The following is a 22,055-nucleotide window of genomic DNA, read 5'->3' on the forward strand; positions in this document are numbered from 1 at the left end:
TAAGACCCCTACGGCGCGGTGTTGTAGTCGACCACCGTCTGCGGGTTCTCCTCGCCATCGTAAGACGCGTCCACATCATATTGGACGAGGGAGAAATCGCCGTTACGGAACAGGTATATCCCCTTGTCCGAGGCGTCGCCGATGCCGCGCCATTTGTTGAACGTGGTCAGCGTCTTGGCTTCTTCGTCATATTCGGAATTGGCCGCCCAGCCGGTTGTGCGGAAGCCGATGATATCCATGCCCAGCAGTTTGCCGTCGCTGTCATTGTTCTCGTAACGGATATCCATTTCGGGCTCGGTGAACTGCAACTGCCGCACGCCCGATACTTCGTCGGTCATGTAGTAGACCGAACTTGCGTTATAGGCTGCCGCTTGGCAGTAGAACTCGAAAAGCCGCGTTTCCTTGTCGGGATCGCTGGCAGCCGCGTCCTTTGCCTTGTATTTGATCGAAAAGATGTTCGGCTCCTCGCCGAGAAATTGCTTGTCACACTGATCGCCATAATCAGCGGCGAACAGTTTCTTCACGTGCTCGAGTGCGGTGTCCTTCTTCGGCGGCGGCGGCCCGTCACCACAGCTTGGCGGCAGCGCCCCCTCGAAATCGGCCTTGGATGGCTTCAGCGCGCCCTTGTCGATAAAGATCGGTCGGAACGGCGGGGCCTGGATCTGAGCGCTGACCTGGCGCAGCGTGTAGCAGCCGGCGAAAACTGCTTCCTTGCCGTCCTTGTCGGTGGCGCGGATGGCGACCGGAACGCTGTAATAGATGCTGCCGGCCGCACCTTCATCGGAAATGGCGCCGGTTTCGACGTCGACCTTGTCGGTGCCGTCATAGCCCTTGACGAAGGTATCAAAATCCTTTGCCGGCTTGGTATCGCCGTAGTAAGCCCAGGCGCGGGCGAATTCGTGCCGGTTGATGGCGCTGTAGAGCGAGCGGATGACGGCTGCGGCGTCCGACCTGTCATCGACGTAAGGGGCTTGGTCATCGGCTGCCGGTTCATCGTCGGCGAACACAGCCTGGCCGGATGCGGCAAGGGAGCAAAAGGCGGCCGCTGCCAGAAAGACGCGTCTCATCGGAGAATCTCCACCACGAAAGGAGTCTATCATAGAGATTGCGGCGACGTGGTGACGCTTGAAAAATCCTCCGGGAAGGCGCTACGTCCCGCCGTCGGCGCTTCAGCCGCAATGGAGATTTGAACGTGACACTATCGATGTATGAAGCCTCGGTGCCGGTGTTTTCGGCCAGGCTGAAGGCGCTGTCCGGCGTGCTGTCGGCGGCCGAACAGAATGCAACCGAGCGCAAGATCGACCCGCAGGTGTTTTTGACCGCGAGGTTGGCGCCCGACATGTACGCGCTGGTCAGGCAGGTGCAGGTCGCCACCGACCACGCCAAGGGCGCGCCATCACGGCTGGCCCGTCGCGAGGTGCCGAAATACGAAGACAATGAAGCGACCTTCGCCGAGTTGCAGGCGCGCCTGACCAAGACGCTCGATCTGCTGGCGTCATTCTCAGCCGCCGAATTCGAGGGTTCGGATGAAAGGGTGGTCGAACTGAAGTTTGGCCAGCGCGAAGCCTCGATGCCAGGCATGCAGTATCTGCTGCATGTCGCCATGCCCAACTTCTATTTCCACGTGACCACGGCTTACGACATCCTGCGCCACAATGGCGTGCCGCTGACCAAGGGTGCCTATCTCGGGAATCGTTGACGAATTCGGCATTCCGAGGTTTCCCGGTCGCTGCCGGGAAACCTCGTCTCGCGCTGGTTCAGCGCACGGACATTTCGCGGGCTATGCGCGGGAAGTCGGCCGGCTTGATGCCGATGTCGGCGCGGTCGGCATTGCTCATCGAATGCAGCAACGCCAGTGCGGAACGATAACGCAGATGCTCCTGCGGACGCGGACGGGCAAACATTTCAGTGAAGAACCCCATGATTCGGCCCCTTGTTGATCCTCCACGGCGCCGAGTATAGGAAAATTGTGAAGATTGTGCAGTGCAGCATTTGCATGGCAGCCATTCCAAGCGAATTTTTTTCGGCACAATTGCCGCGTGCGCTGAAACTTGTGGCGCATCCCCACCGTATGCATAGACGCTGGCACATGGCCGGCTTTTCCTCGCCACTCCTGGCGAATTTCCGGACTGCATGCAAATGCAGTCCGGCTTTTTGTTGAGCTGCACCATCAACCGGTCGCGCAAGCCCGGCGAACGCCTAAACTGGTTAAGATCAGTGGCATTCATTTTTAACGAGCCGGTTCTATGGTGCGACCGGCTCTGTTCGCATGCGCAAAACGAGGGGGAGGCTGACATCGGCGCCAAGCGGGATTTCGCTTCCTTGCTCGACGATCTGTTCGTCGCCTCCGACAAGGACGAGGCTGGCGGGGAGACAGGCGCGCGGCCGTCGATCCCGTTCGACTATCTCTCCGTGGCCGACGAGCTTCATTCCGGCCGCATCAAGGTCTCCGGCGAAACCTTCACGGCCGAGTATCGCGAAGCGGGGTCCGATCTTGCCGCCGAATTCGCAGCCCTTCTCGACCAGGCCAAGCTGGCACTGGCCGGCGAGGAAGCAAAGCCCGAGGAGAAGCTGCCACCGATCGATCCTGACGCAATCGCGGTCGAACTCGGCCTCGATCATCCCGTCAAGAACGCCGATCTCGGCCGCATGCGCCGCAGCTTCGCTTTCGCCAACCATCCCGACCGTGTCGCGCCGCATCTGCGCCAGCGCGCCATGATCCGCATGCAGGTGGCCAACATGTTGATCGACGAAGCCAAGCGGCGGGCTTTGGCTGGGGCACGCCGTTAGAGCACTCTCACAATTCACGCAAAGGTTGGAGCCGAGTAGTGTATCAGCCTGGTCGATGAAAGAGCGTTGCGAGAAGATGGACGCGCGTTGCGCCAAAGCCGGAAAAGCGCGGACCTTGCAAAAAAAGCGACTGGGATGAGCACTGTACTCAAAACGATCTATCGAGATGATCGGCTTGCACGGGCCAATATCGTCAGATTTGAAGTAGGTGAAGCTTCTTATTACACGTTCCGTGAGGACGCTTGGTACGAAGGCGAACACGGTCTCGACGAGAGATATGCTTACTGGGCACCCTCCGAAAACAGCTTCGGAGGAGGATTTTACGAGACCGCTGAGGCGGCTGAGAGTGAATGCCGTGCGACTATCCCGTGGCTCAGGAATTCAAACTGAGGCACCACCCGGAGCCGGCAGGGGGTTGGAGAAGCCGCAGCCTTTGCTTTATGCTGGAATCTCCTCCCCGCGCCGTCCGCGCAAACCTCCCGCCGGAGAAACCCCATGCACAAACGCCGTCTCGGTCGGACCGATCTTCTTGTTACCCAGATCTGCCTGGGGTCGATGACCTGGGGCGAGCAGAACACCGAGGCCGAAGGCCATGCGCAGATGGATCTGGCCTTTGAGCGCGGGGTCAATTTCATCGACACGGCCGAGCTCTACCCGATACCGCCCAAGGAGGAGACGCAGGGGCGGACGGAGAAGTTCATCGGTAGCTGGATGAAGGCCAACGGCAACCGCGACAAGGTCATCCTGGCCTCGAAAGTGGTCGGCCGCACCGCCAACAGCTGGTTCCGCGGCGGCCGTCCGTCGAAGCTGGTGCGCGCCGACATCTTTGACGCCATCGACAAATCGCTGGCCAAGCTCGGCACCGACTATCTTGATCTCTATCAGATCCATTGGCCGGAGCGCGACATCCCCTGGGGCGCCAACCCGACCCGCGTGGGTGCTGTGCCGCGCCGTGCCGACGCCGTTGGCGCGCCGGCCGGCGAGACGCCGATCGCCGAGACACTCGCCGTCTTCGAGGAGCTGGTGAAGGCGGGAAAGATCCGCCATCTCGGCCTGTCGAACGAGAACTCCTGGGGCGTCATGCGCTTCATTGCCGAGGCCGACAAGGGCGTCGGCCCGCGCATCGTTTCGCTGCAGAACGCCTACAATCTGGTCAACCGCACCTTTGAGGTGAACCTCGCCGAAGTCTGCGACCGCGAAGAGGTTGGCTTTCTCGCCTATTCGCCGCTGGCGCAAGGCTATCTCACCGGCAAATACGACCATGGCGCGCGACCGCAAGGCTCGCGCTCGCAGCTGTTCAACCGCGGCCAGCGCTACGAGACGCCGAATGCCGCGGAAGCGCAGCTCGCATACAACGAACTGGCGCGCTCCTTCGGCCTTGAACCTGCGCTGTTTGCCAACGCCTATGTCGCCAGCCGGCCGTTCGTCACCTCCAGCATCATCGGCGCGACGACGATTGCCCAGCTTGAGATGGCGCTGTCGTCAGCCGACGTGACCTGGACCGACGAGATGCAGAAGGGCGTGGATGCGATCCACCAGCGCGTCGGCAATCCGTGCCCATAAGCAGACCGTTTGGCCGGGATTGCCGAGCAAAGACAAGGGGAAGGGGACAGCCATGGATTTTCCGATCGAGACCGTCAGGGGAAAATTTCCGGCGCTGGACCTGACCGACAAGGGCCGCCGGCGCATCTATCTCGACAATCCGGCCGGCACCCAGGTGCCGCAAGCGGTTGCCGACGCGGTGGCGCGCTGCCTCCTCACCACCAACGCCAATCTCGGCGGCTATTTCGAAACCACGCGTGCCGCGCAAAAGGTGTTCGACGACGCCCATGCGGCGATGGCCGATTTCCTGGGTGCAGCGAGCGCGGAGGAAATAATCATCGGCGCCAACATGACGACGCTGACCTATCACATGTCGCGCACGCTCGGCCGCGGCTTCAAGCCGGGCGACGAGATCATCGTCACCCGCATGGATCATGAGGGCAATGTCTCGCCCTGGCTGCAGCTGGCCGAAGATCTTGGCCTCGTCGTGCGCTTCCTGCCCTTCGACGAAAAGAGCTGGCAGGTCGAGGAGGCGGCGCTCAGCGCCCTGCTCACCGACAAGACTCGGCTCGTGGCGCTGAACTATGCCTCGAACCTCACCGGCTCGATCAATCGGGTGAAAGCGCTGACGGCCATCGCCAAACAGGCCGGCGCGGTGGTCTATGTCGACGCCGTGCAGTTCGCGCCGCATGGGCTGGTCGACGTGCAGGATCTCGGCTGCGACTTCCTGGTTTGCTCTGCCTACAAGTTCTTCGGCCCGCACATGGGCATTCTTTGGGGCCGCCGCGACATCATCGATGCGCTGCAACCCTACAAATGCCGTTGCTCGTCCAATGGCCTGCCGGAGCGCTTCGAACTCGGTACGCCGCAGATCGAACTGATGGCCGGACTTACCGCAGCGGTCGATTACTTAGCCGAACTCGGTGCTGCGGCCGGCGAGGGCGGTTCGCGAAGGCAAAAGATCGCAAAGGCATACGAAGTGTCGATCGCCTACGAAAACCCGCTGGCGCTGAGGCTGATCGATGGGCTGTCCGCCATTGAGGGCCTGACCATCCGCGGCATCACAGATCAGAAGCGTGTCATTGAGCGCGTGCCGACCGTGTCCTTCACCGTCGACGGCATCGTGCCAGAGACGATCGTGCGGCAGATGAATGCCGAGAACATTTTTCTATGGTCGGGTCACAACTACGCCTGGGAGATCGTCCACCATCTCGGCATTCCGGCCGAGCAGGGAGTCGTGCGCATCGGTATTGCGCACTACAACACGGCGGCAGAGATCGACGAGACGTTGGAAAGCGTGCACCGGGTGATCGCCATGCTGAGGCAGCAGCGCTAGTCAGCTATCGCTGTTTGCCGCCGAAACCGGTGAGGAACGCCGTGAGATTGTCGCCGAGCGCGTCGCAAAGATAGCCGCCTTCCTGGACGATAACCGTCGGCAGGCCGAGCTTGGCAATTGCCTCGCCGATCCGCGAGAAACCGGGCGTGGTCACCGAAAGCCCGCCGAACGGATCGCCCTCGAACGCATCGAGACCGAGCGCCACGACCAGCGCGTCCGGCGAAAAGGCGCGGATACGCTGGAACGCCACTTCGAGGGCCTCCAGAAACGCCGCGTCGGCTGATTTGCGCGGCAATGGCAGGTTGAAATTATAGCCGAGGCCCGGACCTTCGCCGCGCTCATCGGCATGGCCCCAGAAGAACGGATAGAAGCGCACCGGATCGGCGTGCAGCGACACCGTCAGGACGTCGGAACGCGTATAAAAGATGCCTTGCGTGCCGTTGCCGTGATGCAGGTCGACATCGAGGATCACCACCCGCCCCGCCTGCTTGCGCAACACCTGGGCCGCGACCGCTGAATTGTTGATGAAGCAGAAGCCGCCGGCGACATCGGCAAAGGCATGATGGCCGGGCGGCCGGCAGAGCGCATAAGCGGCAGGCGCGCCCGATATCACCGCTTCGGCTGCCTCGACTGCACTCCAGGCGCTCCACAGCGCGCTGTGCCAGGTTTCGGCCGAAATCGGGCAAGCGGTGTCGGCCATGTGGTAGCCGGCCTGGCCGACCGCCGAGGCCGGATAGGACCCTGTGCGGGCCAGTGGATGGATGTTGGGGATGACTTCCGCGGATGCGCCCTCGATGCGCTGCCAGCGCGCAAAAATGTGTTCGAGGAAGGCGAGATACTCCGGCGTATGCACGGCCGCCACTGGGCCTAGGCCATGTTCCCTGGGCCGCTCGATCGTCAATCCGGCGGATTTTGCGCCGGCTAACAATCGCTCTACCCGCTCCGGCTGTTCGGGATTGGGCTGCGGCGCACCGCTGGACAGAAAGGCCTTCGGGTCGTGGCGTTTCTGCTCCTCGGCAAAGAAGGCTTTCATTCCGCGTCCCCATCCTGCGCTGCATCGGCAAAGGCGAAAAAGGCATCGCCAACGATCTTCTGCGTCTGCTCGTAGCTCGACCAGGCGATGCCCAGCCGCTCATAAAAAGCCTTGGCGCCGTCATTGTCGGTGTCGACGGACAGCCTGAGATAGGCGCCGCCGTCCTTGCGGCAGTCGCGCGCGACCCGGCGCAGCAGTCTTTCGCCGATCTTGCGGCCGCGAAACCGGTCCTCGACATAGAGGTCCTGGATATAGACGCCGGGCCGCCCCATCCATGTCGAGAAGATCGGGAAATGCAGGCAGAGCCCCGCAAAATCGCCGCCGATCTCGGCGATCAGGGTGGAGAAGGCGGGTTTGTCGCCAAAGCCGTAGCGGCGGAGATCGTCGGCAGTGGACGTGATCTCCTGATGCGCGCCGATATGGGTGCCGAGCTTGAGCAGCGCGGCATGGATGGTGTCGACGTCGTCGATGGTGCCGGGGCGGAGGGTGACTGTACTCACGATAGGCAAGGCGCCCAGGCACCCCCCTCTGTCCTGCCGGACATCTCACCCTCAAGGGGGGAGATTGGCAGCTTTGGCGCTGCCATCCATTTTGCAACGATTGAGATTGGCGAAGGCCGCAGTGACATCCGATCTCCCCCCTTGAGGGGGAGATGGCCGGCAGGCCAGAGGGGGGTGTGCCAGAACGCCATCATCGCAGATCAATCATCTCAAAACGCCACCCTATCGCCACCCTTCAGCGCCAGCATCTCGCGCGCCTCGGTCGGCGTTGCGACTTCCAGCGACAACCCGTCGAGAATGGCGCGTATCCTGCGCACCTGATCGGCATTGGATTTCGCCAATTGCCGTCCATCGTAGAGACTGTCCTCCAGCCCGACGCGGACATTGCCGCCCATCGCCGCCGCGATCGAGATCAGGGGCATCTGATGGCNATCTGATGGCGGCCGGCGGCGAGCACCGAGAACTGGTAGCTGTCGCCGAACAGCTTGTCGGCGATGCGCTTCATATGGATGAGATTGTCGGGATCGGCGCCGATGCCGCCGAGAATGCCGAGCACGAACTGGATGAACAGCGGCCCCGACACCAGCCCGCGGTCGCGAAAATGCGCCAGCGAATAGAGATGGCCGACATCGTAGCATTCGAACTCAAAGCGCGTGCCGCAGCCCTTGCCGAGCTTTTCGAGCACGCCTTCCATATCGGCAAAGGTGTTCTTGAAGATGGTGTCGCGCGTGGCTTCGAGCAGCTTTGGTTCCCACTGGTGCTGCCACTCCCTTGGCTTGTCGAGCATCGGGAACAGCGCGAAATTCATCGAGCCCATGTTGAGCGAGCACATTTCCGGCTCGGCCCGCAGTGGTGCCGCCAGCCGCTGGTCGAGCGTCATCAGCGACGAACCGCCGGTGGTGATGTTGATCACCGCATCGGTCGCTTGCTTGATGCGCGGCAGGAACTGCATGAACACCTCAGGATCGGCGGTCGGCCGGCCGTCTTTGGGATCGCGGGCGTGGAGATGCAGGATTGAGGCGCCAGCCTCGGCCGCCGCGATGGCGTCGGTCGCGATCTGGTCCGGCGTCACCGGCAGATAGGGCGACATGGACGGGGTGTGCACCGAGCCAGTGACCGCGCAGGTGATGATGACTTTCCTCGGCGCCATTCTTTAGCCCTCAGCCTTCGACCGGCAGGTCGAGTTCGGCGGCCAGAACTTCCAGCGAATCGCCGATGATGGAAATGATCTCCCCGACCTCTTCAGCCGTGACGATCATCGGCGGCGCCACCATGAAATTGTCGCTGTCGACACCGCCCTTGACCCTGCGGCCGTAGATGATCAGCCCGCGCTCGTAGGCGAGGTCGAGCAGGCGCTGCGTGGCTTTCTTGCCCTGTTCGATCGGCCGTAGAGTTTCGGGATCGGCAACCATCTCGGCGCCGGTGAGCAGGCCTTTGCCTCGGACATCGGCGATGAACGGAAAACGCTTCGCCAGCCCTTTCAGCCCGTCCATCAGCACGTCGCCCATCGCGGCGGCATTGGCGATCAGGTCGAGGCGGTCCATCTCGCCGAGCACGGCGAGCCCGGCCGCGCAGGCGAGCGGATTGCCAGCATAGGTGTGGCCATGCTGGAAGCCGCCCGACGCCAGCAGCGGCTCGACCAGCCGCATCGGGGCGGCCAGCGCGCCGAGCGGCGCATAGCCGGAGCCAAGCCCCTTCGACAGCGCGACGATGTCGGGCTTGCAGTTCCAATGGTCGCCGCCAAGGAATTTTCCGGTGCGGCCGGCGCCGCTCATCACTTCATCATGGATGAGCAGGATGCCGTAGCGGTCGCAGATCTCGCGTATACGCGGATAATAGCTGTCCGGTGCGACGAGGGCCGAAGTCGCCGCACCGCCGATCGGCTCCATGATGAAGGCGAGCACGCTGTCCGGGCCCTCGGCCTGGATCTTCTCCTCCAGCATGTCGGCATAGCGGACGCCGCGCTGCTCCATCGAAAGATTGTCGCGGTCGCGCCATGCCGTCGGCGCCGGCACGGTCGGCATCACCCGCATCATCGGTGTGAACGTTTCGGCCAGCGCATCGTCGCCGGTTATCGAAAGCGAACCCAGCGTGCCGCCATGATAGGAGGGAAAACGCGTGATAACCTTCCAGCGCTTCGGCTGGCCGGTCGCGACCGCCCATTGCCGCGCCAGCTTGATGCAGGATTCCGTCGCCTCCGAACCGCCGGAGACGAAGAAGATTCGGTCCATGCCCTCCGGCAGTTTGCCGGCGAGCTCCCGCGCCAGTTCTTCCGCCGGTTCGTTCTCGAAATGCAGCCGGTAGGCGAAGGTGACGCGGTCCATCTGCCGCTTCATGGCGTCGAGCACGTTGCGGTTGGAATGGCCGATATTGGCGACCATCGGCCCGCTCGATCCGTCGATGAAGCGGCGGCCGTCCTGCGTCCACATATAAATGCCTTCGGCGCGGTCGATCAGCGGCCGGCGCAGGCTGGAGAGGTAGAACAGGTGCGAGGGCGCGCGCGTTTCTGAACCAGTTGATGAGGGCTTCTGCATGTCAGGACTTTCCGAGGTAGCGATCGATTACATTCCTGGTCACGCGCTCGACCATGGGATCCTGCCTGAGCAGGCCGGCGACCCATTCGCAGCTTCCGGCGTGGAAAACCTCGCCCTTGCCGCGCGGAAAATTGACGATCATGCCGTTGCCGCGTTTGACCTTTTCCAGATTGGCGTCGGTCGCCTCGCCAAACAGCGTTTCGGCCGTAAAGCGGCCATCCTCGTCGGCGAGAAACTGGTCCTCGATCGGGATATCGGCGCTTTCCTCGACCTGGCTCGCTATGCCGACGGCCAGCACCTGCAGCCCGTCAGGCGCACCGCTGTCCGGTGTCGGATAGGGCAGGCCGCCGCGGATCTCGAAATCGAGCCCGTCGACCTCATAGCCATAGACATGGCTGTCGGCGCCGAGCAGGTCGCCATAGTACATGCCGGTGCCGGCAAAGGCCCAGTGCTCGGGCCGATAGACCGGAAAGCCGCGCACGCCGCGCGGTGCGCATCCGCCCCAGCCGGAATAGACGCCCCTCGTTGCGTTAAGGCCGAAGGTCAGAGCGCCGGGACGGCCGATCTCCGGCGCTTCCCAGGAGTTGGTGGCGCGGGTGACGTCGCCGCCATAGGCCGGGTCTTCGGCCCGCGCGCGGTATTTGTAACAGACCTGCCGGCGGCCTTCGTCCTCGAGCCTTGTCTGCCACATGAAATTGCCGGCAAAGCGCGCCGCATGGCCGCCGCGCTCGACGTAGCTGTCGACGGCGTCCCGCATCTCCCAGGTCCAGTACTCGTCATGGCCGACGAAGACCACACAGTCATAACCATCGAGGATTTCGGGCGAGAAGTGCAAATCGTGCTGGCTGGCGAGATCGACGCCATAGCCGGCGCGCTCGGCAAAGCGGAAGAAGTGGCTGTCATAGCTCGCCCAGCCGGAGGAGGTGTATTTCTTCGAATGTCCGGTGGCGTACGCCCATTCCATGTGCGGATAGCGCGGCACGGTTTTCGGCGGCACCGCGACCTCCAAGGGCACGCGCGGCGCGTCCTTGGGCAGCACGACAAAGCCGCGGCACCACGGCCGCTGCGTCGACACCATGCGCGCATATTGGTCGCGGCCAGGTCCGGTGATACCCTGATAGGCGTTGGAGCCGCCCCAGGTGTTGTAGGACAGCCAGGTGCCCGTCGCCGCCACCTGCAGCACGCGACCGGGCTTTTTGCCGGGCAGGGGCGCGACGATGATGAGGTGATGGCAATGGATGGGCTCGCGCCCGTCCCCCGTCAGTGTCAGCCGATAGGCGCCGGATGGCCAATCGTTGCCTATGCGAAATTCGAAAGACGCCTCCCAGCCGCAGCCTTCGACCGAGCACTGGTCGGGCGTATCCTGCCAGCGCGCCGAAAGCCCCGTTTGCTCGAAGACTTTTGTCTCGCTGCCGCCGTCGCGGACAATGACAATGCTGAAGCGCGGCACTGTCGAACTGACATGCAGCGTCACGGTCTCGCCGGCGCGGTAGGAAAAGCGGTTGGAATAACACCAGATCTCGCCGCGCTCGCCGTCCATTCCCGGCCATTCATAGTAATGGCCGCGCACTGCCTCGCGGCGCTGCTCGGGCGTCAGTCCGAAATCGGGAAATTCGGTCGGCAGTTGGGTCATGAACACCGGAAAAGTGACAGGCCGCCATTTCGGCCATCTGCCGGCCAAGCGTCAAATGGAAACGATCGGGCCAGCAATTGCATACGACACAATTGCTTGGCCGCTCTTGGCCGCACCTGGCAAACCGACTATCTCAGGCGAGGCGGCATTTTCCGCCTCGGGAGCCGGTATGCTGAGAGTGCAGAAGGTCAAGGTCGATGACATCTACGTGCCGACGGCGCGCAAGAAGACGCTTCATCCCGAAACGGTCCGGCACCTGGCCGAAGACATACTGGAAAACGGCATGAAGACGCCGATCCAGGTTCGCCATGACGGCAAGCGCCACATCCTGGTCGAGGGCCTGCACCGGCTGGAAGCCGCCAAATGGCTCGGCGAGACCGAGATCGACGCCTATCTGGTGCAGGCCAAGCGCCACTGAGGCGCGCGACCCGATCGACAACAGCCAAACCGATCATTCTTCCGCGGATTTTTTCGCAGGGCATGTCGGCACGCGGCGTGCTTGCTCGTCCTTGGGGCGGAACCCGAGGAGACCGACATGTCCAGACCAATCTATTTCGCCATTCTTGCCTCGGTCGCTGCCTTGTTCGTAGCGCCCGGCCCAGCCAATGCAGAGGAGACCAAGCCCGCCATGACCACCGAAGCAACAGCCATGCCGAAGCCGGAAAAGTCCGGCCTGCTGCTGATCGACGGCCTGAATTACTACTATGCCGTCTACGGCAAGGGCGAACCGCTGCTTCTGCTGCATGGCGGCCTTGGCACGTCGGACATGTTCGCGCCGCTGCTGCCTAGACTGGCGGAAAACCGCACCATCATTGCCGTCGACCAGCAGGGCCATGGCCGCACCGCGCTCGGCGAGCGACCCTTCAGCCTGGAGGGGATGGGCGACGACATGGCTGGTATCGTCAAGGCGCTCGGCTATGACAAGGTCGACGTGCTTGGCTATTCGCTGGGCGGCGGCGTCGCCTTCCGCATGGCCGTTCAGCATCCCGAGACGGTGAGACGTCTGGTCCTGGTCTCGACCGGCTTCGCCGCCAATGGCTTCTATGACGAGATGCGCGGCCAGCAGGCGCAGGTGAGCGCGGCCGCCGCCGATTTCATGAAGGACACGCCGATGTACAAATCCTACGTCGCCGTCGCCCCACGTCCCGACGATTTCCCCAAACTGCTCGATGCGCTGGGCAATTTCATGCGCAAGGATTACGACTATTCCGCCGATGTGGCGAAGCTGAAGATGCCAGTCATGCTGGCCTATGGCGACAGCGACATGTACAAGCCCGAGCACGAGATCAAGTTCTACCAGATGCTCGGCGGCGGGCTGAAGGATGCCGGCTGGATGCGTGAGAACCTGTCGCAGAACCGGCTGGCCATCATTCCCAATCGCACCCACTACGACGTCTTCTTCGCACCGGAGCTGACGGCTGCGGCACTGCCCTTCCTCAATGGCGAAACCAAGGTGAAGACCTGGGACGAAGTCCTCAGCGAAACGAAATAGCTTGCCTGAAAATACATGCCGGCCGTCTCGAAGAGGCGGTCGGCTTTTTTGTGCCTGCGAAGCTACGGAGCCTTGGCGCAGCCATTGATCCTATCGGCGCAATCGATGGCGCCATCAGGGCTTTTCAATTGACCGAAAGGTACCTATCGATATCATCAAGAGACCTTCAGTGTGATGGGTTCGAATGATGACGAAATACCAGGGCGGATGCCATTGCGGGGCAGTGCGCTACGGCACCGAGGCGGCGCCGCTCAACCAGCGCGTCTGCCACTGCCGGCGCTGCCAGAAGGTGATCGGCGCGGCCTTCAACGCCCGCCTTTTGTTTCGCATCGACGATGTCACCATCGAGGGAGAGGTGGCGACGGTCAACACCTCTCCGGACCTAAAGCGCGGCTTTTGCGCCGCTTGCGGCACCACGCTGTTTTCCCGACGCGACTCCGCCGGCATCGTCGGCATCACCACCGGCTCGCTCGACGATCCCTCACTTTTCAAGCCGGAGATGCATATGTGGACCGCCTCGAAGCAGCCTTGGCTGCAGCTCGAAGACGGCCTGCCGCACCATGAAGGCGCGCCGCCTCCGAACTGACGCCGGCCTTACCGGAAATTAATCCCGAAACCACGACATAGCCGGCAAAGCGTCATTGGCGGGCCATGATTGCCTGCCTATCTGTCGTCTGCGGGCCGGTATCGAGGAGACGACCGATGAGCGACAGAATCAGCACCCTGGACGAGCTTTTGAGCGATCCGATGGTCCTCCTCGTGATGGAGCGTGACCGCGTGCGCCCCGAACAGGTTCGCCTGCTGCTCGAACGTGCCCGCCGCCCGGCCGCCGACGCCGTGCCACCGGCGCATGTGGTGGCGAAAAGCTGCATGCAGCAATGGCTGGGAAGGTAAGGCTATGATCCTTCGTCCGGCCAATTCCTAATAACTTGATTCAAACTTTGTTGGTAATTTCTCGTTAGTAATCGAGGCCGGTTTGTCCGGCGGCGTCTGTTTGCCTTCGGTCTGTTGTGTTTTGCGTACAGGTCCAGATGCGGATTTCAGGCGTCGTCAGTTTCATGTTGGCATCGCTGTGGCTTGCCGGCTGTTCGTCCACAGCGGGCGTCGATGGCTTGCAGCCGTCGAACGAGACGACCAGTTCGGTCGTGCGTCCGAGCGCGCCGGTCACAGCGGCTCCGGCGGAGACCGCCGACCTCGCGCCGATGCGGTCCGACATGGTGGCCGACAACGCTGTGGCCGACAATGCGCCGCCCTTTTCCATGGTCGAGGAAGAAGAGGCCATCGTCGCGGGCACGCCGCAGGGGAGCACCAGACCACAGCTCGAGCCCGCCGCTCTGATGTCTGCGCCGAAGCGGTTGACGCGCGCGGCGCCGGCCATGCTGGCCTCGCCGGTCACCCGCTACGGTTTCCGCGACGCCAAGCCGATCAATTTCGGCAAGGCTTCGCCACGCTACCTTGCCGTCCACGGCGTCGACGTCTCGCGCTGGCAGGGCAATGTCAACTGGGGCAAGCTGCGTGCCCAGGGCGCCAACTTCGCCTACATCAAGGCGACCGATGGCGGCGACCATCTCGACCCGATGTTCATGAAGAACTGGCGCAATGCCGACGCCGCCGGGCTGAAGCGCGGCGCCTATCATTTCTTCTACTGGTGCCGCACTGCGGGCGAGCAGGCCGACTGGTTCATCCGCAATGTGCCGAGGGTCGAAGGCGCGCTGCCACCGGTGATCGATGTCGAGTGGAACGGCGAATCTTCCTGCAAGCGGCGGCCGTCGCGGGCCACCGTGCTGGAAAAGATGAAGGTGTTCATGGACAAGCTGGAGCGCCATTACGGCCAGCGGCCCATCATCTACACCGCACCGGATTTCTATCGCGACAATCTCAAGGGTGCGTTTCTCGATTATCCGTTCTGGCTGCGCGCCGTGGCGCGGCATCCCTCAAAAGTCTATCCCGGCCGCAAATGGCTGTTCTGGCAGTACTCCGGCTCCGGCCTGTCGCACGGCGTGACCGGCCGCATCGACCTCAACGTCTTCCATGGCGACGAGCGCGCCTGGCGGGCATGGGCAGGCGGGCAGACGACCGTCGCCGACGCCGACTGAACGTCAGGCCGGTGCCGGTGCGCCTGCGCTGCCTGCCGCTGCGCCTTGGGTTGAATTTTCAGCGTCTCGCTAACGATCCGCTCACTGTGTCCTTTAGCGGTATCGCAACAGCCTTCCGGTAACGTGCCCGTGATCGGGTTTTCGGAGGGATCCATGCGCAATCCAGTTGTGGCTGTCGCACTTGCCGCCGCCGTCGGCTACGGGTTTTTCAGTTCGCTCGGCCACATGCCGGGCGGAAGTGGCGCTTCGCTGGCGGAGTCGAAGCAGAACGTCGTGTCCTATTCCACCGAGGACAAGGCGATGCAGGCCGCCAAGGACAGCGGCCGCTCGACCCTCAAGCGCTTCCACGAACTGATGGACGCCGGCACACCCGGCACCTACACGGTAAAATTCCCGCTGACCCAGAACGGTGCCACCGAGCATATCTGGCTGCAGCTGGTCGGCTACAGCGACGGCTCCTATATCGGCCTGCTCGCCGACGTCCCGGTCAATGGCAACAAGTACAAGATGGGCGACAGGATGACGGTGACCGAGGCCGACGTCGAGGACTGGATGATCAAGAACGGCAAGGTGATCTATGGCGGCTACACCACGCGCCAGGCGCTTGCGGATATGCCGAAGGAACAGGTTGCAAGATACGGGTTGACCTTCAAGGACTGAGGGTTGAGGCGGGGGCGAGTTTTATCGCGGTGCCTAGAGGGCTGTCGCGCTTTTCGCGTTCGCGTATCTCAGCCGTCTGCGCCAGCACCCAGTCGCGAAACACCTTGATTTTGGGCGCGTTGCGGCGGCTCTCCAGATGCACCAGCCAATAGCCGTCGCCGTCCGAGCCAAGCACGTCGAATGGCTGTATCAACTGGCCCTTTTCCAACAGGGCGCTGTAAAGGTTTCTGGTGAGGATCGCGGCGCCCTTGTCGGTCAGCGCCGCCATCGCATCATAGGCCTGCGTACCCAGCTTCGGGCCAGCGATGACGCGATCGGGCTCGAACGGCACGCCGGCAGCCTTGAACCAGATTTCCCACCAGGGATCGTCGGCACAGCATAGCGGCAGTTGGTAGAGATCCTCAGGGCGGTGGATGCCGCCGACGCTTTCGGCGAGTCTCGGGCTGAGCATCGGCGTATAGTCCGCCTTGAACAGATAGTGAGCCGTCAGGCCCGGCCATTTTCCACTGCCGGTGCGAATGCCGACATCCATGTCGCCGCGCGTGAAATCGACCAGCCCGTGCGATGTATTCACCTTCACGGCAAGATCGGGATGCATCAGCTGGAATGTTCCAAGCCATACGGCCAGCCAGTTCGATGCGAAGGTTTCCATGGTCGTCACCGACAGCACGCCGGTCGCTCCACCCTTGGTGGCGACCCATGCGTCGGCCAGGGTCGAGAACGCGCCTGTTGCGTGCGGCGCCAGCTGCTGTCCGGCCTCGGTCAGCGCGATCTGCCTTGTTTTTCTTATAAAAAGCGGCGTTCCGGCACGTTCTTCCAGCACCTTTATCTGATAGCTGGCAGCTGATTGGGTCATGCCGAGTTCTTCGGCTGCCTTGGTGAAACTGCCCAGCCGGGCCGCGGCTTCAAAGACCCTGATGGCTCCTAATGGTGGTAGTTCCCAGCTCATGACGCATCAATCCCGCTGATGCATACTACGCGACGTTCGATTGGAAACCAAGCCCGGAAAACGGCATGCTGCATTCATTGGATCAAACCCTGGAGGATACGGCAATGACCACCACCATCGCTCTCTACAACACGCTTCGCCGCCCGGTGCTCGACCTCTTCACCGCGCCGTTCAGGCCTCGCAAGCACGGCCTGCTCGACCGCCGCTCGCTGTCGGATCATTTCCTCAGGGATATCGGTATGCTTGACGGACGCGTGCCTCCCGGCACCATTGGCTAAGCAAGCTCTTTGACCAGGGGAGGGAAAGATGACTGTGTTATCCGAGGATCTGGCGAAGAGCCGACAAACGATCAACGCCTATGAGGACTATGCCGAACGCTACGACGCTCTGGTGCGGCACGTTCCGAACCAAAGAGAACAGAAATGGCTGAAGCGCCTGGTGAAGATCGCCGGCAAAGGTGGCCGGATTCTGGAAGTCGGTTCGGGACCCGGATACGATGCGGACTTCGTCGAAGGGCTCGGTGTCCAGGTTCGGCGCACAGACGCAACGAAGCGGTTTCTCGAGTTGCAGGCCGCACGCGGCAAGCAGGGTGAGTTTCTCGATCTCGTCACCGACGATCTCGGCGGCCCCTACGACGCGGTGCTCGCATTGTGCGTCCTGATCCACGTGCCGCGCGAGCAGGCCGACCAGGTGCTTGCCAAGATTGCCGGGTCGCTGCGGCCGGGCGGCGCCTTCCTCGTCTCGATGCGCATTGGCGATGGCGAGAAGAGCGGCGAATATCATACGGTCTACTGGCGCAGGGACGACTTCGCGGCCCGCCTCGAAAACGCCGGGCTGGTCCTTGTCGGAGACGAATTCAACGTCGGCCGCGATCGCGAAGAGTGGACCACCTTTCTGGCTTTGAGGCCGTCATGACGCGCCGCGGACTGTTTTTGTTCGTGCTGCTCAGCCTCCTGTGGGGCATTCCCTATTTGTTGATCAAGCTGGCGGTTGCCGAGGTGTCGGTGCCCTTCCTGGTCTTTGCCCGAACAGCCGTCGGCGCCCTGGCGCTGCTGCCCTTCATCCTTGTCCAGCGCAGTTTCGGATGGCTGAAGACACATTGGCGGGCGGTCGCCGCATTCTGTCTGGTCGAGATGATCCTGCCATGGGGGCTGATCACCCATGGCGAAGTCAGCATCGACAGTTCCACCGCCGGACTGCTGATTGCCATGACGCCGGCCGTAACCGTCGCGCTCTCAAAGCTGATGGGCTCGGATGAGCGGCTGGGGATACGCCGCTGGACCGGCCTTTTCCTCGGTTTTGCCGGTGTCTTCGTGCTGGCGCTGCCGACCTTGGGTGGCGGATTTCTCGCGGTCGTCGAGATTCTCATGGCCGCGGCCTGCTATGCCTCGGGTTCGATCATCGCGTCGCGCTGGCTGAACGATGTGCCGGCAACCTCGCTGACGGCAGTCTGTCTGGCAGGGGCCGCGCTGATCTACGCCGTGCCGGCGGCGTTGGCCTGGCCGGCGGCCATGCCGTCGACAACGGTGGTTGGCGCAATCCTCGGTCTTGGCGTGTTTTGCACGGCGATTGCCTTCGCCACCTACTTCTTGTTGGTGCGGGAGATCGGCCCCGAACGGGCGGTCGTCATCACCTATGTGGCGCCCGCCGTGTCCGTGGCAGCCGGCGTGCTCGTCCTTTCGGAGCCGCTCGATATCGGCATTGTCGCGGCCTTCGCGCTCATCCTGTGCGGATCATATCTCGGCACGTGGCGCGCTCCGCCAGAACCGTCCGTGTCCGCGACCTCGGCAAGTTGACCGGCGGCCGCCAGCCGCCGTCAGAAATAAGGTCGCAGGTTCTCGCGAATGCGGTCCAGCACCGTCTTTCCCGAGATATCGGCGGTGAAGGTCTTGCCGGTGATGGTCTCAAAGGCCTGCGTGTAAACCCGCGATGTCTGCTCGATGAGCTCGGCGGGGATTTTCGGAATACGATCCTTGTAGGGATCGCAGCGCGCGGTCACCCAGGCGCGAATAAAGTCCTTGTCGAAACTTTGCGGCCGCTCGCCTGCCTTGAAACGCTCTTCATAGCTTGCCGCAAGCCAGTAGCGGCTTGAGTCGGGCGTATGGATTTCATCGGCAAGGATGATGGCGCCATCCTTGTCCGTGCCGAACTCGTATTTGGTGTCGACCAGGATCAGGCCGCGCTTGGCGGCCAACGCTTTGCCGCGCGCAAACAGCGCCAGCGCATAGCGCGAGACTGTGTCCCATTGCTCTTCCGATAACAGGCCGCGCGTCAGGATCTCGTCGCGCGTCAAGGGCTCGTCATGGCCGCCATCGAGCGCCTTGCTGGTCGGCGTGATGATGGCCTGCGGCAGCTTCTCATTGTCGCGCAGCCCGTCCGGCAGGCGGATGCCGTACATATCGCGTTCGCCGTTCTTGTATTTCGTCAGCACCGAAGTGCTGGTGGTGCCGGCGAGATAGTCGCGAACAACGATTTCCACCGGCAGAATGTCGAGCCTGGTGCCGACAACGACATTGGGGTCGGGATAATCGAGCACATGGTTTTGGCAGATGTCCGCCGTTTCCTCGAACCAGTAGCGCGCCGTCTGCGTCAGCAGCTCTCCCTTGAGAGGTATTGCGGTCAGGATCACATCGAAGGCGCTCAGCCGGTCGGTGGCGATGATGATGCGGCGGCCATCCGGCAGATCGTAATTCTCGCGGACCTTGCCTTTGTAGTGGTTCGGGAGTTCCGGAATGAAGGCATCCGAGAGAACGCGCAGTGCTGTCATCCTGGTCTCATGGCTCCTAACAGTTTGGGCGACTCTTAACAAAGTTGAGGGGGCTTCGATACCCGAGGAAGGGCGGTTCGTCCTTCGCGAATAATCAAGACATTGCCTTCGCCGTGCTATCTATTCGCAGCTTCCGACACTCCTGGGGGACGCGGTGGACGTAGAGCTCAAATTTCTGATTGTCGGATTTGCCTGCGCGATCGCGGGCGGTCTGTCGTTCATCACTTTCGTCAAATGGCGCGAGGTGCAGGCGATGAGCCACTGGCTGCCGGCGCCGGGCAAGATCATCTCGTCGCGCGTCGAGGCGCGTGAAGTCAGAAGGTCGGGCGTCGGCTCGGACAGCAGCGACACCACCGAGATGCGCAATTTTCCGGCGATCACCTTCGAATACAAGGTCGGTAAAAAGAAATTTCAAAGCTCGCGCTACAGCGTGAAGGAGAATCTGGGGAATTTCGAAGTCACCGAAACCCTGGCGCAGTTTCCCACCGGCGCTGAAGTGACCGTCTTCTACAATCCGGCCGATCCGGGCAAGGCCGTGATCGAACGTACCCTGCCGGACGGCGCCTTCAAGTTCATGGTCAAGCTCTCGGCCGGGCTGGTGATCGGCACGGTGGTGCTGGTGTTTTCGCTCGGTGGCGTGCTGGAGGCGATCCGGCCGCACCTGCCCAAGCCGCAGAACCTCGGCGCCGGAGCGCTGCTGCTGTTCATGGGCCTGATGATCCTGCGCATGGCCTTCGTCCAGAAGTCGCTTGCCGAGCAGGCGGCAAAATGGCCGGTCGCGCCCGGCCGCATCGATTCCTCCGGTCTGCAGGCGCTACGAAACTACAGCGGCCACCGACGCTGGAGCACCGTTTTCAAATCCCGCATCGTGTACAGCTACGGCGTCGCAGGCCAGCACTACACCTCAGACCGCGTCACCTTCGGCGCCACGGTCACCGCTTCAATGCCCGGCCTCGTCAGCAGCCAGGCGCGCAGCTATGCCGAGGGCGGCAAGGTCGACGTGCATTACGACCCAGCCAACCCCGCCTCGGCAGTGCTCGAATGCAGGGTGCGCGGGCTTTGGCTGCTGTGGGTCTGTTCGGCCGCGTTTCTGGGCGGCGCGGCTTGGCTGGTCGGTTTTATCTGAGGCGCCCACTTTCATGACAAGACATCCAATGATCGTCCGCAGGCTGGCCGTCGTTTGCCTGGCTCTGCTCGGCGCCGTGCAGGCAGCGAGCGCAAAGGAATGTCTGCTCAGCCACGCCACCTATCGCGAGCCGCGTTCGGGCGCGGTGTTGCAATTCCGGCCGCTAGACAATGAGCCGGCGGCACTGACGGCCGAAGTGTTTTCGGTGACCGTGCCCAACACCGACACGCGCTTGCCGGCCGACATCGCCTGGACCAATGGCAAAAATTCGTTTCCGCTCGGCACCATCCGCCACGCCTGCACCGACGACGACCGCGAAGCGGGGCTGGAGGATGGCAGCGGTCTCTGCCGGATATGGATGGGCCAGGTCTATGCCTTGACCGGAGGCGGCGCCGAGCAGCTGAATTCGCGCGAAGCGACACCGGCGCCGAAAGGGCTGTTGCTGCCCGATTTCGGCGCGGGCTTCACCGAATTTGCCGATTTCGCCAATGCCAATCCGGACGGCTCGGCGTGGGACGCCTTCACATTGACAGGATGCAGCGATGAATAGCGCCATGAGACCGATTGTCTGGATCTGCACGCTGTTTGCCTCGGCGACGATATCAGCCGCAGCGCGGGCGGACGAGCCGGCGCCATCGCGCCCGCCGATCGACAAATGCGTCTGGGAAAAAATGGCCGACAAGACGGTTGGGCTGGCCGCCTGGGTGCAGCGCTGCGATTTCGGTTTTCGCCAGATCCACTTCGAATTCGTCGGCAACGCGCTCGCCATCAAATACAGCGATGGCGGCGCGCCCGATCCGCTGGTCGAGGTGTTCGACATCAAATCAGGCGAAACCGCCGAGGCCGCGGTGTTGCGCCTGTTGCTGGAAAAGACCGACAAATCAGTCAGCGCCCGCTGCGTGCTGACGCCCTACACCGAGGGCACCGTGCCCGCGGGCGTCAAACGCTACACATTCAGCCCCGATGCTGCCTATGCGAAAGAGCTGAAGGCGCTAGCCAATGACGAAGTTCCCGAACCGCCCTGCGGCGACTGGGGCGAAATGCCGGATGGTATTCAGTATTTCGAGGCGCCGGCGGGTGAGGGGCGGAGGGTGCTGTTCGTTCGGGCGGGGCAGGACGAGCCGCTGTTCGACGATCAGACGCTAAGGGCGCGGTAGGAGGTTGTCCTGAAGGTTACCGCTTATGCCTCTACGTATTCCGCGAGACTGATTCCTTTGGGCACCTCCAGCCCATCGGCACGCAAGCCCTCGATGTGAAAGCGTATAGCGTCGCGAATTTCGATTTCTACTTCTGGCACGGTAGCACCAGTTGCGATGCAGCCGGGTAGGTCCGGCACATAGGCAGAGAAATTGTTGCCTGCTTTTTCAATCACCACCGCGTAACGCATATAGTCACTCCTTCAAACCGGACTGCTTGAGGATGCTGTTCAGTGTTCCTGGCGCAACCTCTTCAGACGGTTTGCCGGCCACGGTGACGCGGCCGGCTTTGGTTTTGTGCTTATATTGGCGATGGCTGCCCTTGGTTGCAACCAGATACCAACCGTCGGTCTCCAGCAGGCGAATGACTTCGCGGACTGTAAGCCGAGGCGGCATGATTT

General features: G+C 62.4%; 26 protein-coding genes and 1 pseudogene. 16 read left to right on the forward strand and 11 right to left on the reverse strand.

Going from position 1 to position 22,055, the window contains the following annotated elements; genetic code table 11:
* Window positions 1-8 precede the first annotated feature (8 nt).
* Complete coding sequence (locus X751_RS138355; protein ID WP_023690172.1) at window positions 9-1,067, reverse strand: DUF1176 domain-containing protein; 1,059 nt, start codon at window positions 1,065-1,067, stop codon at window positions 9-11.
* Between the two features lie 125 nt (window positions 1,068-1,192).
* Here X751_RS138355 and X751_RS138350 point away from each other — a divergent pair, with 125 nt between their 5' ends.
* On the forward strand, window positions 1,193-1,699 hold the full coding sequence (locus X751_RS138350) for a DUF1993 family protein (protein WP_023690171.1): 507 nt from the start codon (window positions 1,193-1,195) through the stop codon (window positions 1,697-1,699).
* A gap of 58 nt (window positions 1,700-1,757) precedes the next feature.
* Here the strand turns inward: X751_RS138350 and X751_RS1000000166165 are convergent, their stop codons facing one another.
* The gene (locus tag X751_RS1000000166165) at window positions 1,758-1,922 is read right to left on the reverse strand and encodes a hypothetical protein (RefSeq protein WP_023706483.1); all 165 of its coding nucleotides are present in this window, start codon (window positions 1,920-1,922) and stop codon (window positions 1,758-1,760) included.
* 400 nt (window positions 1,923-2,322) lie between these two features.
* Here X751_RS1000000166165 and X751_RS138345 point away from each other — a divergent pair, with 400 nt between their 5' ends.
* From X751_RS138345 to X751_RS138335, 3 genes are all read left to right on the forward strand, one after another.
* Window positions 2,323-2,790 (forward strand): hypothetical protein, encoded by a 468-nt coding sequence (locus X751_RS138345; protein WP_023745985.1) that lies wholly within the window; start codon window positions 2,323-2,325, stop codon window positions 2,788-2,790.
* Between the two features lie 495 nt (window positions 2,791-3,285).
* Window positions 3,286-4,353 (forward strand): aldo/keto reductase, encoded by a 1,068-nt coding sequence (locus tag X751_RS138340; RefSeq protein ID WP_023745986.1) that lies wholly within the window; start codon window positions 3,286-3,288, stop codon window positions 4,351-4,353.
* A 52-nt stretch (window positions 4,354-4,405) separates the two neighbouring features.
* Window positions 4,406-5,668, forward strand: a complete 1,263-nt coding sequence (locus X751_RS138335) for a cysteine desulfurase-like protein (protein WP_023745987.1) — start codon at window positions 4,406-4,408, stop codon at window positions 5,666-5,668.
* A gap of 4 nt (window positions 5,669-5,672) precedes the next feature.
* Here the strand turns inward: X751_RS138335 and X751_RS138330 are convergent, their stop codons facing one another.
* From X751_RS138330 to X751_RS138315, 5 genes and pseudogenes are all read right to left on the reverse strand, one after another.
* Window positions 5,673-6,701 (reverse strand): histone deacetylase family protein, encoded by a 1,029-nt coding sequence (locus X751_RS138330; protein ID WP_023745988.1) that lies wholly within the window; start codon window positions 6,699-6,701, stop codon window positions 5,673-5,675.
* Window positions 6,698-7,201, reverse strand: a complete 504-nt coding sequence (locus tag X751_RS138325; RefSeq protein WP_031247278.1) for a GNAT family N-acetyltransferase — start codon at window positions 7,199-7,201, stop codon at window positions 6,698-6,700. The genes X751_RS138330 and X751_RS138325 overlap by 4 nt, the downstream gene beginning before the upstream one ends.
* 209 nt (window positions 7,202-7,410) lie before the next feature.
* Window positions 7,411-8,351: pseudogene (locus tag X751_RS01000000164215) on the reverse strand (3-keto-5-aminohexanoate cleavage protein).
* Between the two features lie 10 nt (window positions 8,352-8,361).
* Window positions 8,362-9,735 (reverse strand): aspartate aminotransferase family protein, encoded by a 1,374-nt coding sequence (locus X751_RS138320; RefSeq protein WP_023745990.1) that lies wholly within the window; start codon window positions 9,733-9,735, stop codon window positions 8,362-8,364.
* Between the two features lies 1 nt (window position 9,736).
* Window positions 9,737-11,368, reverse strand: coding sequence for a N,N-dimethylformamidase beta subunit family domain-containing protein (locus tag X751_RS138315; RefSeq protein WP_023745991.1), 1,632 nt, complete (start codon window positions 11,366-11,368; stop codon window positions 9,737-9,739).
* A gap of 169 nt (window positions 11,369-11,537) precedes the next feature.
* Here X751_RS138315 and X751_RS138310 point away from each other — a divergent pair, with 169 nt between their 5' ends.
* From X751_RS138310 to X751_RS138285, 6 genes are all read left to right on the forward strand, one after another.
* Window positions 11,538-11,786: a ParB N-terminal domain-containing protein gene (locus X751_RS138310; RefSeq protein ID WP_008875526.1), complete on the forward strand. Its 249-nt coding sequence runs from the start codon at window positions 11,538-11,540 to the stop codon at window positions 11,784-11,786.
* A 117-nt stretch (window positions 11,787-11,903) separates the two neighbouring features.
* Window positions 11,904-12,860 carry an alpha/beta hydrolase gene (locus tag X751_RS138305; RefSeq protein WP_023745992.1) on the forward strand — a complete coding sequence of 319 codons (957 nt, stop codon included), beginning with the start codon at window positions 11,904-11,906 and terminating at the stop codon, window positions 12,858-12,860.
* A 187-nt stretch (window positions 12,861-13,047) separates the two neighbouring features.
* Window positions 13,048-13,446, forward strand: coding sequence for a GFA family protein (locus X751_RS138300; protein ID WP_023697596.1), 399 nt, complete (start codon window positions 13,048-13,050; stop codon window positions 13,444-13,446).
* Window positions 13,447-13,562: 116 nt separating this feature from the next.
* Complete coding sequence (locus X751_RS138295; RefSeq protein WP_023669058.1) at window positions 13,563-13,754, forward strand: hypothetical protein; 192 nt, start codon at window positions 13,563-13,565, stop codon at window positions 13,752-13,754.
* A gap of 137 nt (window positions 13,755-13,891) precedes the next feature.
* Window positions 13,892-14,956 (forward strand): GH25 family lysozyme, encoded by a 1,065-nt coding sequence (locus X751_RS138290; protein ID WP_023684920.1) that lies wholly within the window; start codon window positions 13,892-13,894, stop codon window positions 14,954-14,956.
* A 153-nt stretch (window positions 14,957-15,109) separates the two neighbouring features.
* Entirely contained in the window at window positions 15,110-15,616 is a 507-nt protein-coding gene (locus tag X751_RS138285) for a DUF2314 domain-containing protein (protein WP_023684921.1), read from the forward strand.
* Here X751_RS138285 and X751_RS138280 read toward each other — a convergent pair.
* A complete protein-coding gene (locus X751_RS138280) occupies window positions 15,606-16,565 on the reverse strand; it encodes a LysR substrate-binding domain-containing protein (protein WP_023684922.1) in 960 nt (319 codons plus the stop codon). The genes X751_RS138285 and X751_RS138280 overlap by 11 nt on opposite strands.
* Window positions 16,566-16,669: 104 nt before the next feature.
* Between X751_RS138280 and X751_RS1000000167610 the strand changes: the two genes are divergently transcribed.
* The 3 genes from X751_RS1000000167610 to X751_RS138270 are packed head-to-tail and all read left to right on the forward strand — an operon-like array spanning window position 16,670 to window position 18,361.
* Window positions 16,670-16,843, forward strand: a complete 174-nt coding sequence (locus tag X751_RS1000000167610; protein WP_198022463.1) for a hypothetical protein — start codon at window positions 16,670-16,672, stop codon at window positions 16,841-16,843.
* Between the two features lie 28 nt (window positions 16,844-16,871).
* Window positions 16,872-17,480 (forward strand): class I SAM-dependent methyltransferase, encoded by a 609-nt coding sequence (locus X751_RS138275; protein ID WP_023684924.1) that lies wholly within the window; start codon window positions 16,872-16,874, stop codon window positions 17,478-17,480.
* The gene (locus X751_RS138270) at window positions 17,477-18,361 is read left to right on the forward strand and encodes a DMT family transporter (RefSeq protein WP_023745993.1); all 885 of its coding nucleotides are present in this window, start codon (window positions 17,477-17,479) and stop codon (window positions 18,359-18,361) included. Before X751_RS138275 ends, X751_RS138270 begins: the two co-directional genes overlap by 4 nt.
* 20 nt (window positions 18,362-18,381) lie before the next feature.
* On the opposite strand, the gene X751_RS138265 is transcribed toward X751_RS138270, so the two are convergent.
* Entirely contained in the window at window positions 18,382-19,323 is a 942-nt protein-coding gene (locus X751_RS138265) for a phosphoribosylaminoimidazolesuccinocarboxamide synthase (RefSeq protein ID WP_023734562.1), read from the reverse strand.
* Window positions 19,324-19,486: 163 nt separating this feature from the next.
* On the opposite strand from X751_RS138265, the gene X751_RS138260 reads away from it, so the two are divergent.
* From X751_RS138260 to X751_RS138250, 3 genes are read left to right on the forward strand one after another with little or no spacing between them, the layout of a single operon-like run.
* The gene (locus X751_RS138260) at window positions 19,487-20,458 is read left to right on the forward strand and encodes a DUF3592 domain-containing protein (RefSeq protein ID WP_023669050.1); all 972 of its coding nucleotides are present in this window, start codon (window positions 19,487-19,489) and stop codon (window positions 20,456-20,458) included.
* Window positions 20,459-20,471: 13 nt separating this feature from the next.
* Complete coding sequence (locus X751_RS138255) at window positions 20,472-21,008, forward strand: hypothetical protein (protein WP_245265831.1); 537 nt, start codon at window positions 20,472-20,474, stop codon at window positions 21,006-21,008.
* A 4-nt stretch (window positions 21,009-21,012) separates the two neighbouring features.
* Complete coding sequence (locus X751_RS138250; protein WP_245265832.1) at window positions 21,013-21,615, forward strand: hypothetical protein; 603 nt, start codon at window positions 21,013-21,015, stop codon at window positions 21,613-21,615.
* A 23-nt stretch (window positions 21,616-21,638) separates the two neighbouring features.
* Here X751_RS138250 and X751_RS138245 read toward each other — a convergent pair whose 3' ends face one another.
* The gene (locus X751_RS138245) at window positions 21,639-21,845 is read right to left on the reverse strand and encodes a type II toxin-antitoxin system HicB family antitoxin (protein WP_023669048.1); all 207 of its coding nucleotides are present in this window, start codon (window positions 21,843-21,845) and stop codon (window positions 21,639-21,641) included.
* Between the two features lie 4 nt (window positions 21,846-21,849).
* Window positions 21,850-22,050: a type II toxin-antitoxin system HicA family toxin gene (locus tag X751_RS138240; RefSeq protein WP_023669047.1), complete on the reverse strand. Its 201-nt coding sequence runs from the start codon at window positions 22,048-22,050 to the stop codon at window positions 21,850-21,852.
* Between the last annotated feature and the right edge of the window lie 5 nt (window positions 22,051-22,055).

The sequence above is a fragment of the Mesorhizobium sp. LNJC394B00 genome, from assembly GCF_000502555.1.
Taxonomy (GTDB): Bacteria; Pseudomonadota; Alphaproteobacteria; order Rhizobiales; family Rhizobiaceae; genus Mesorhizobium.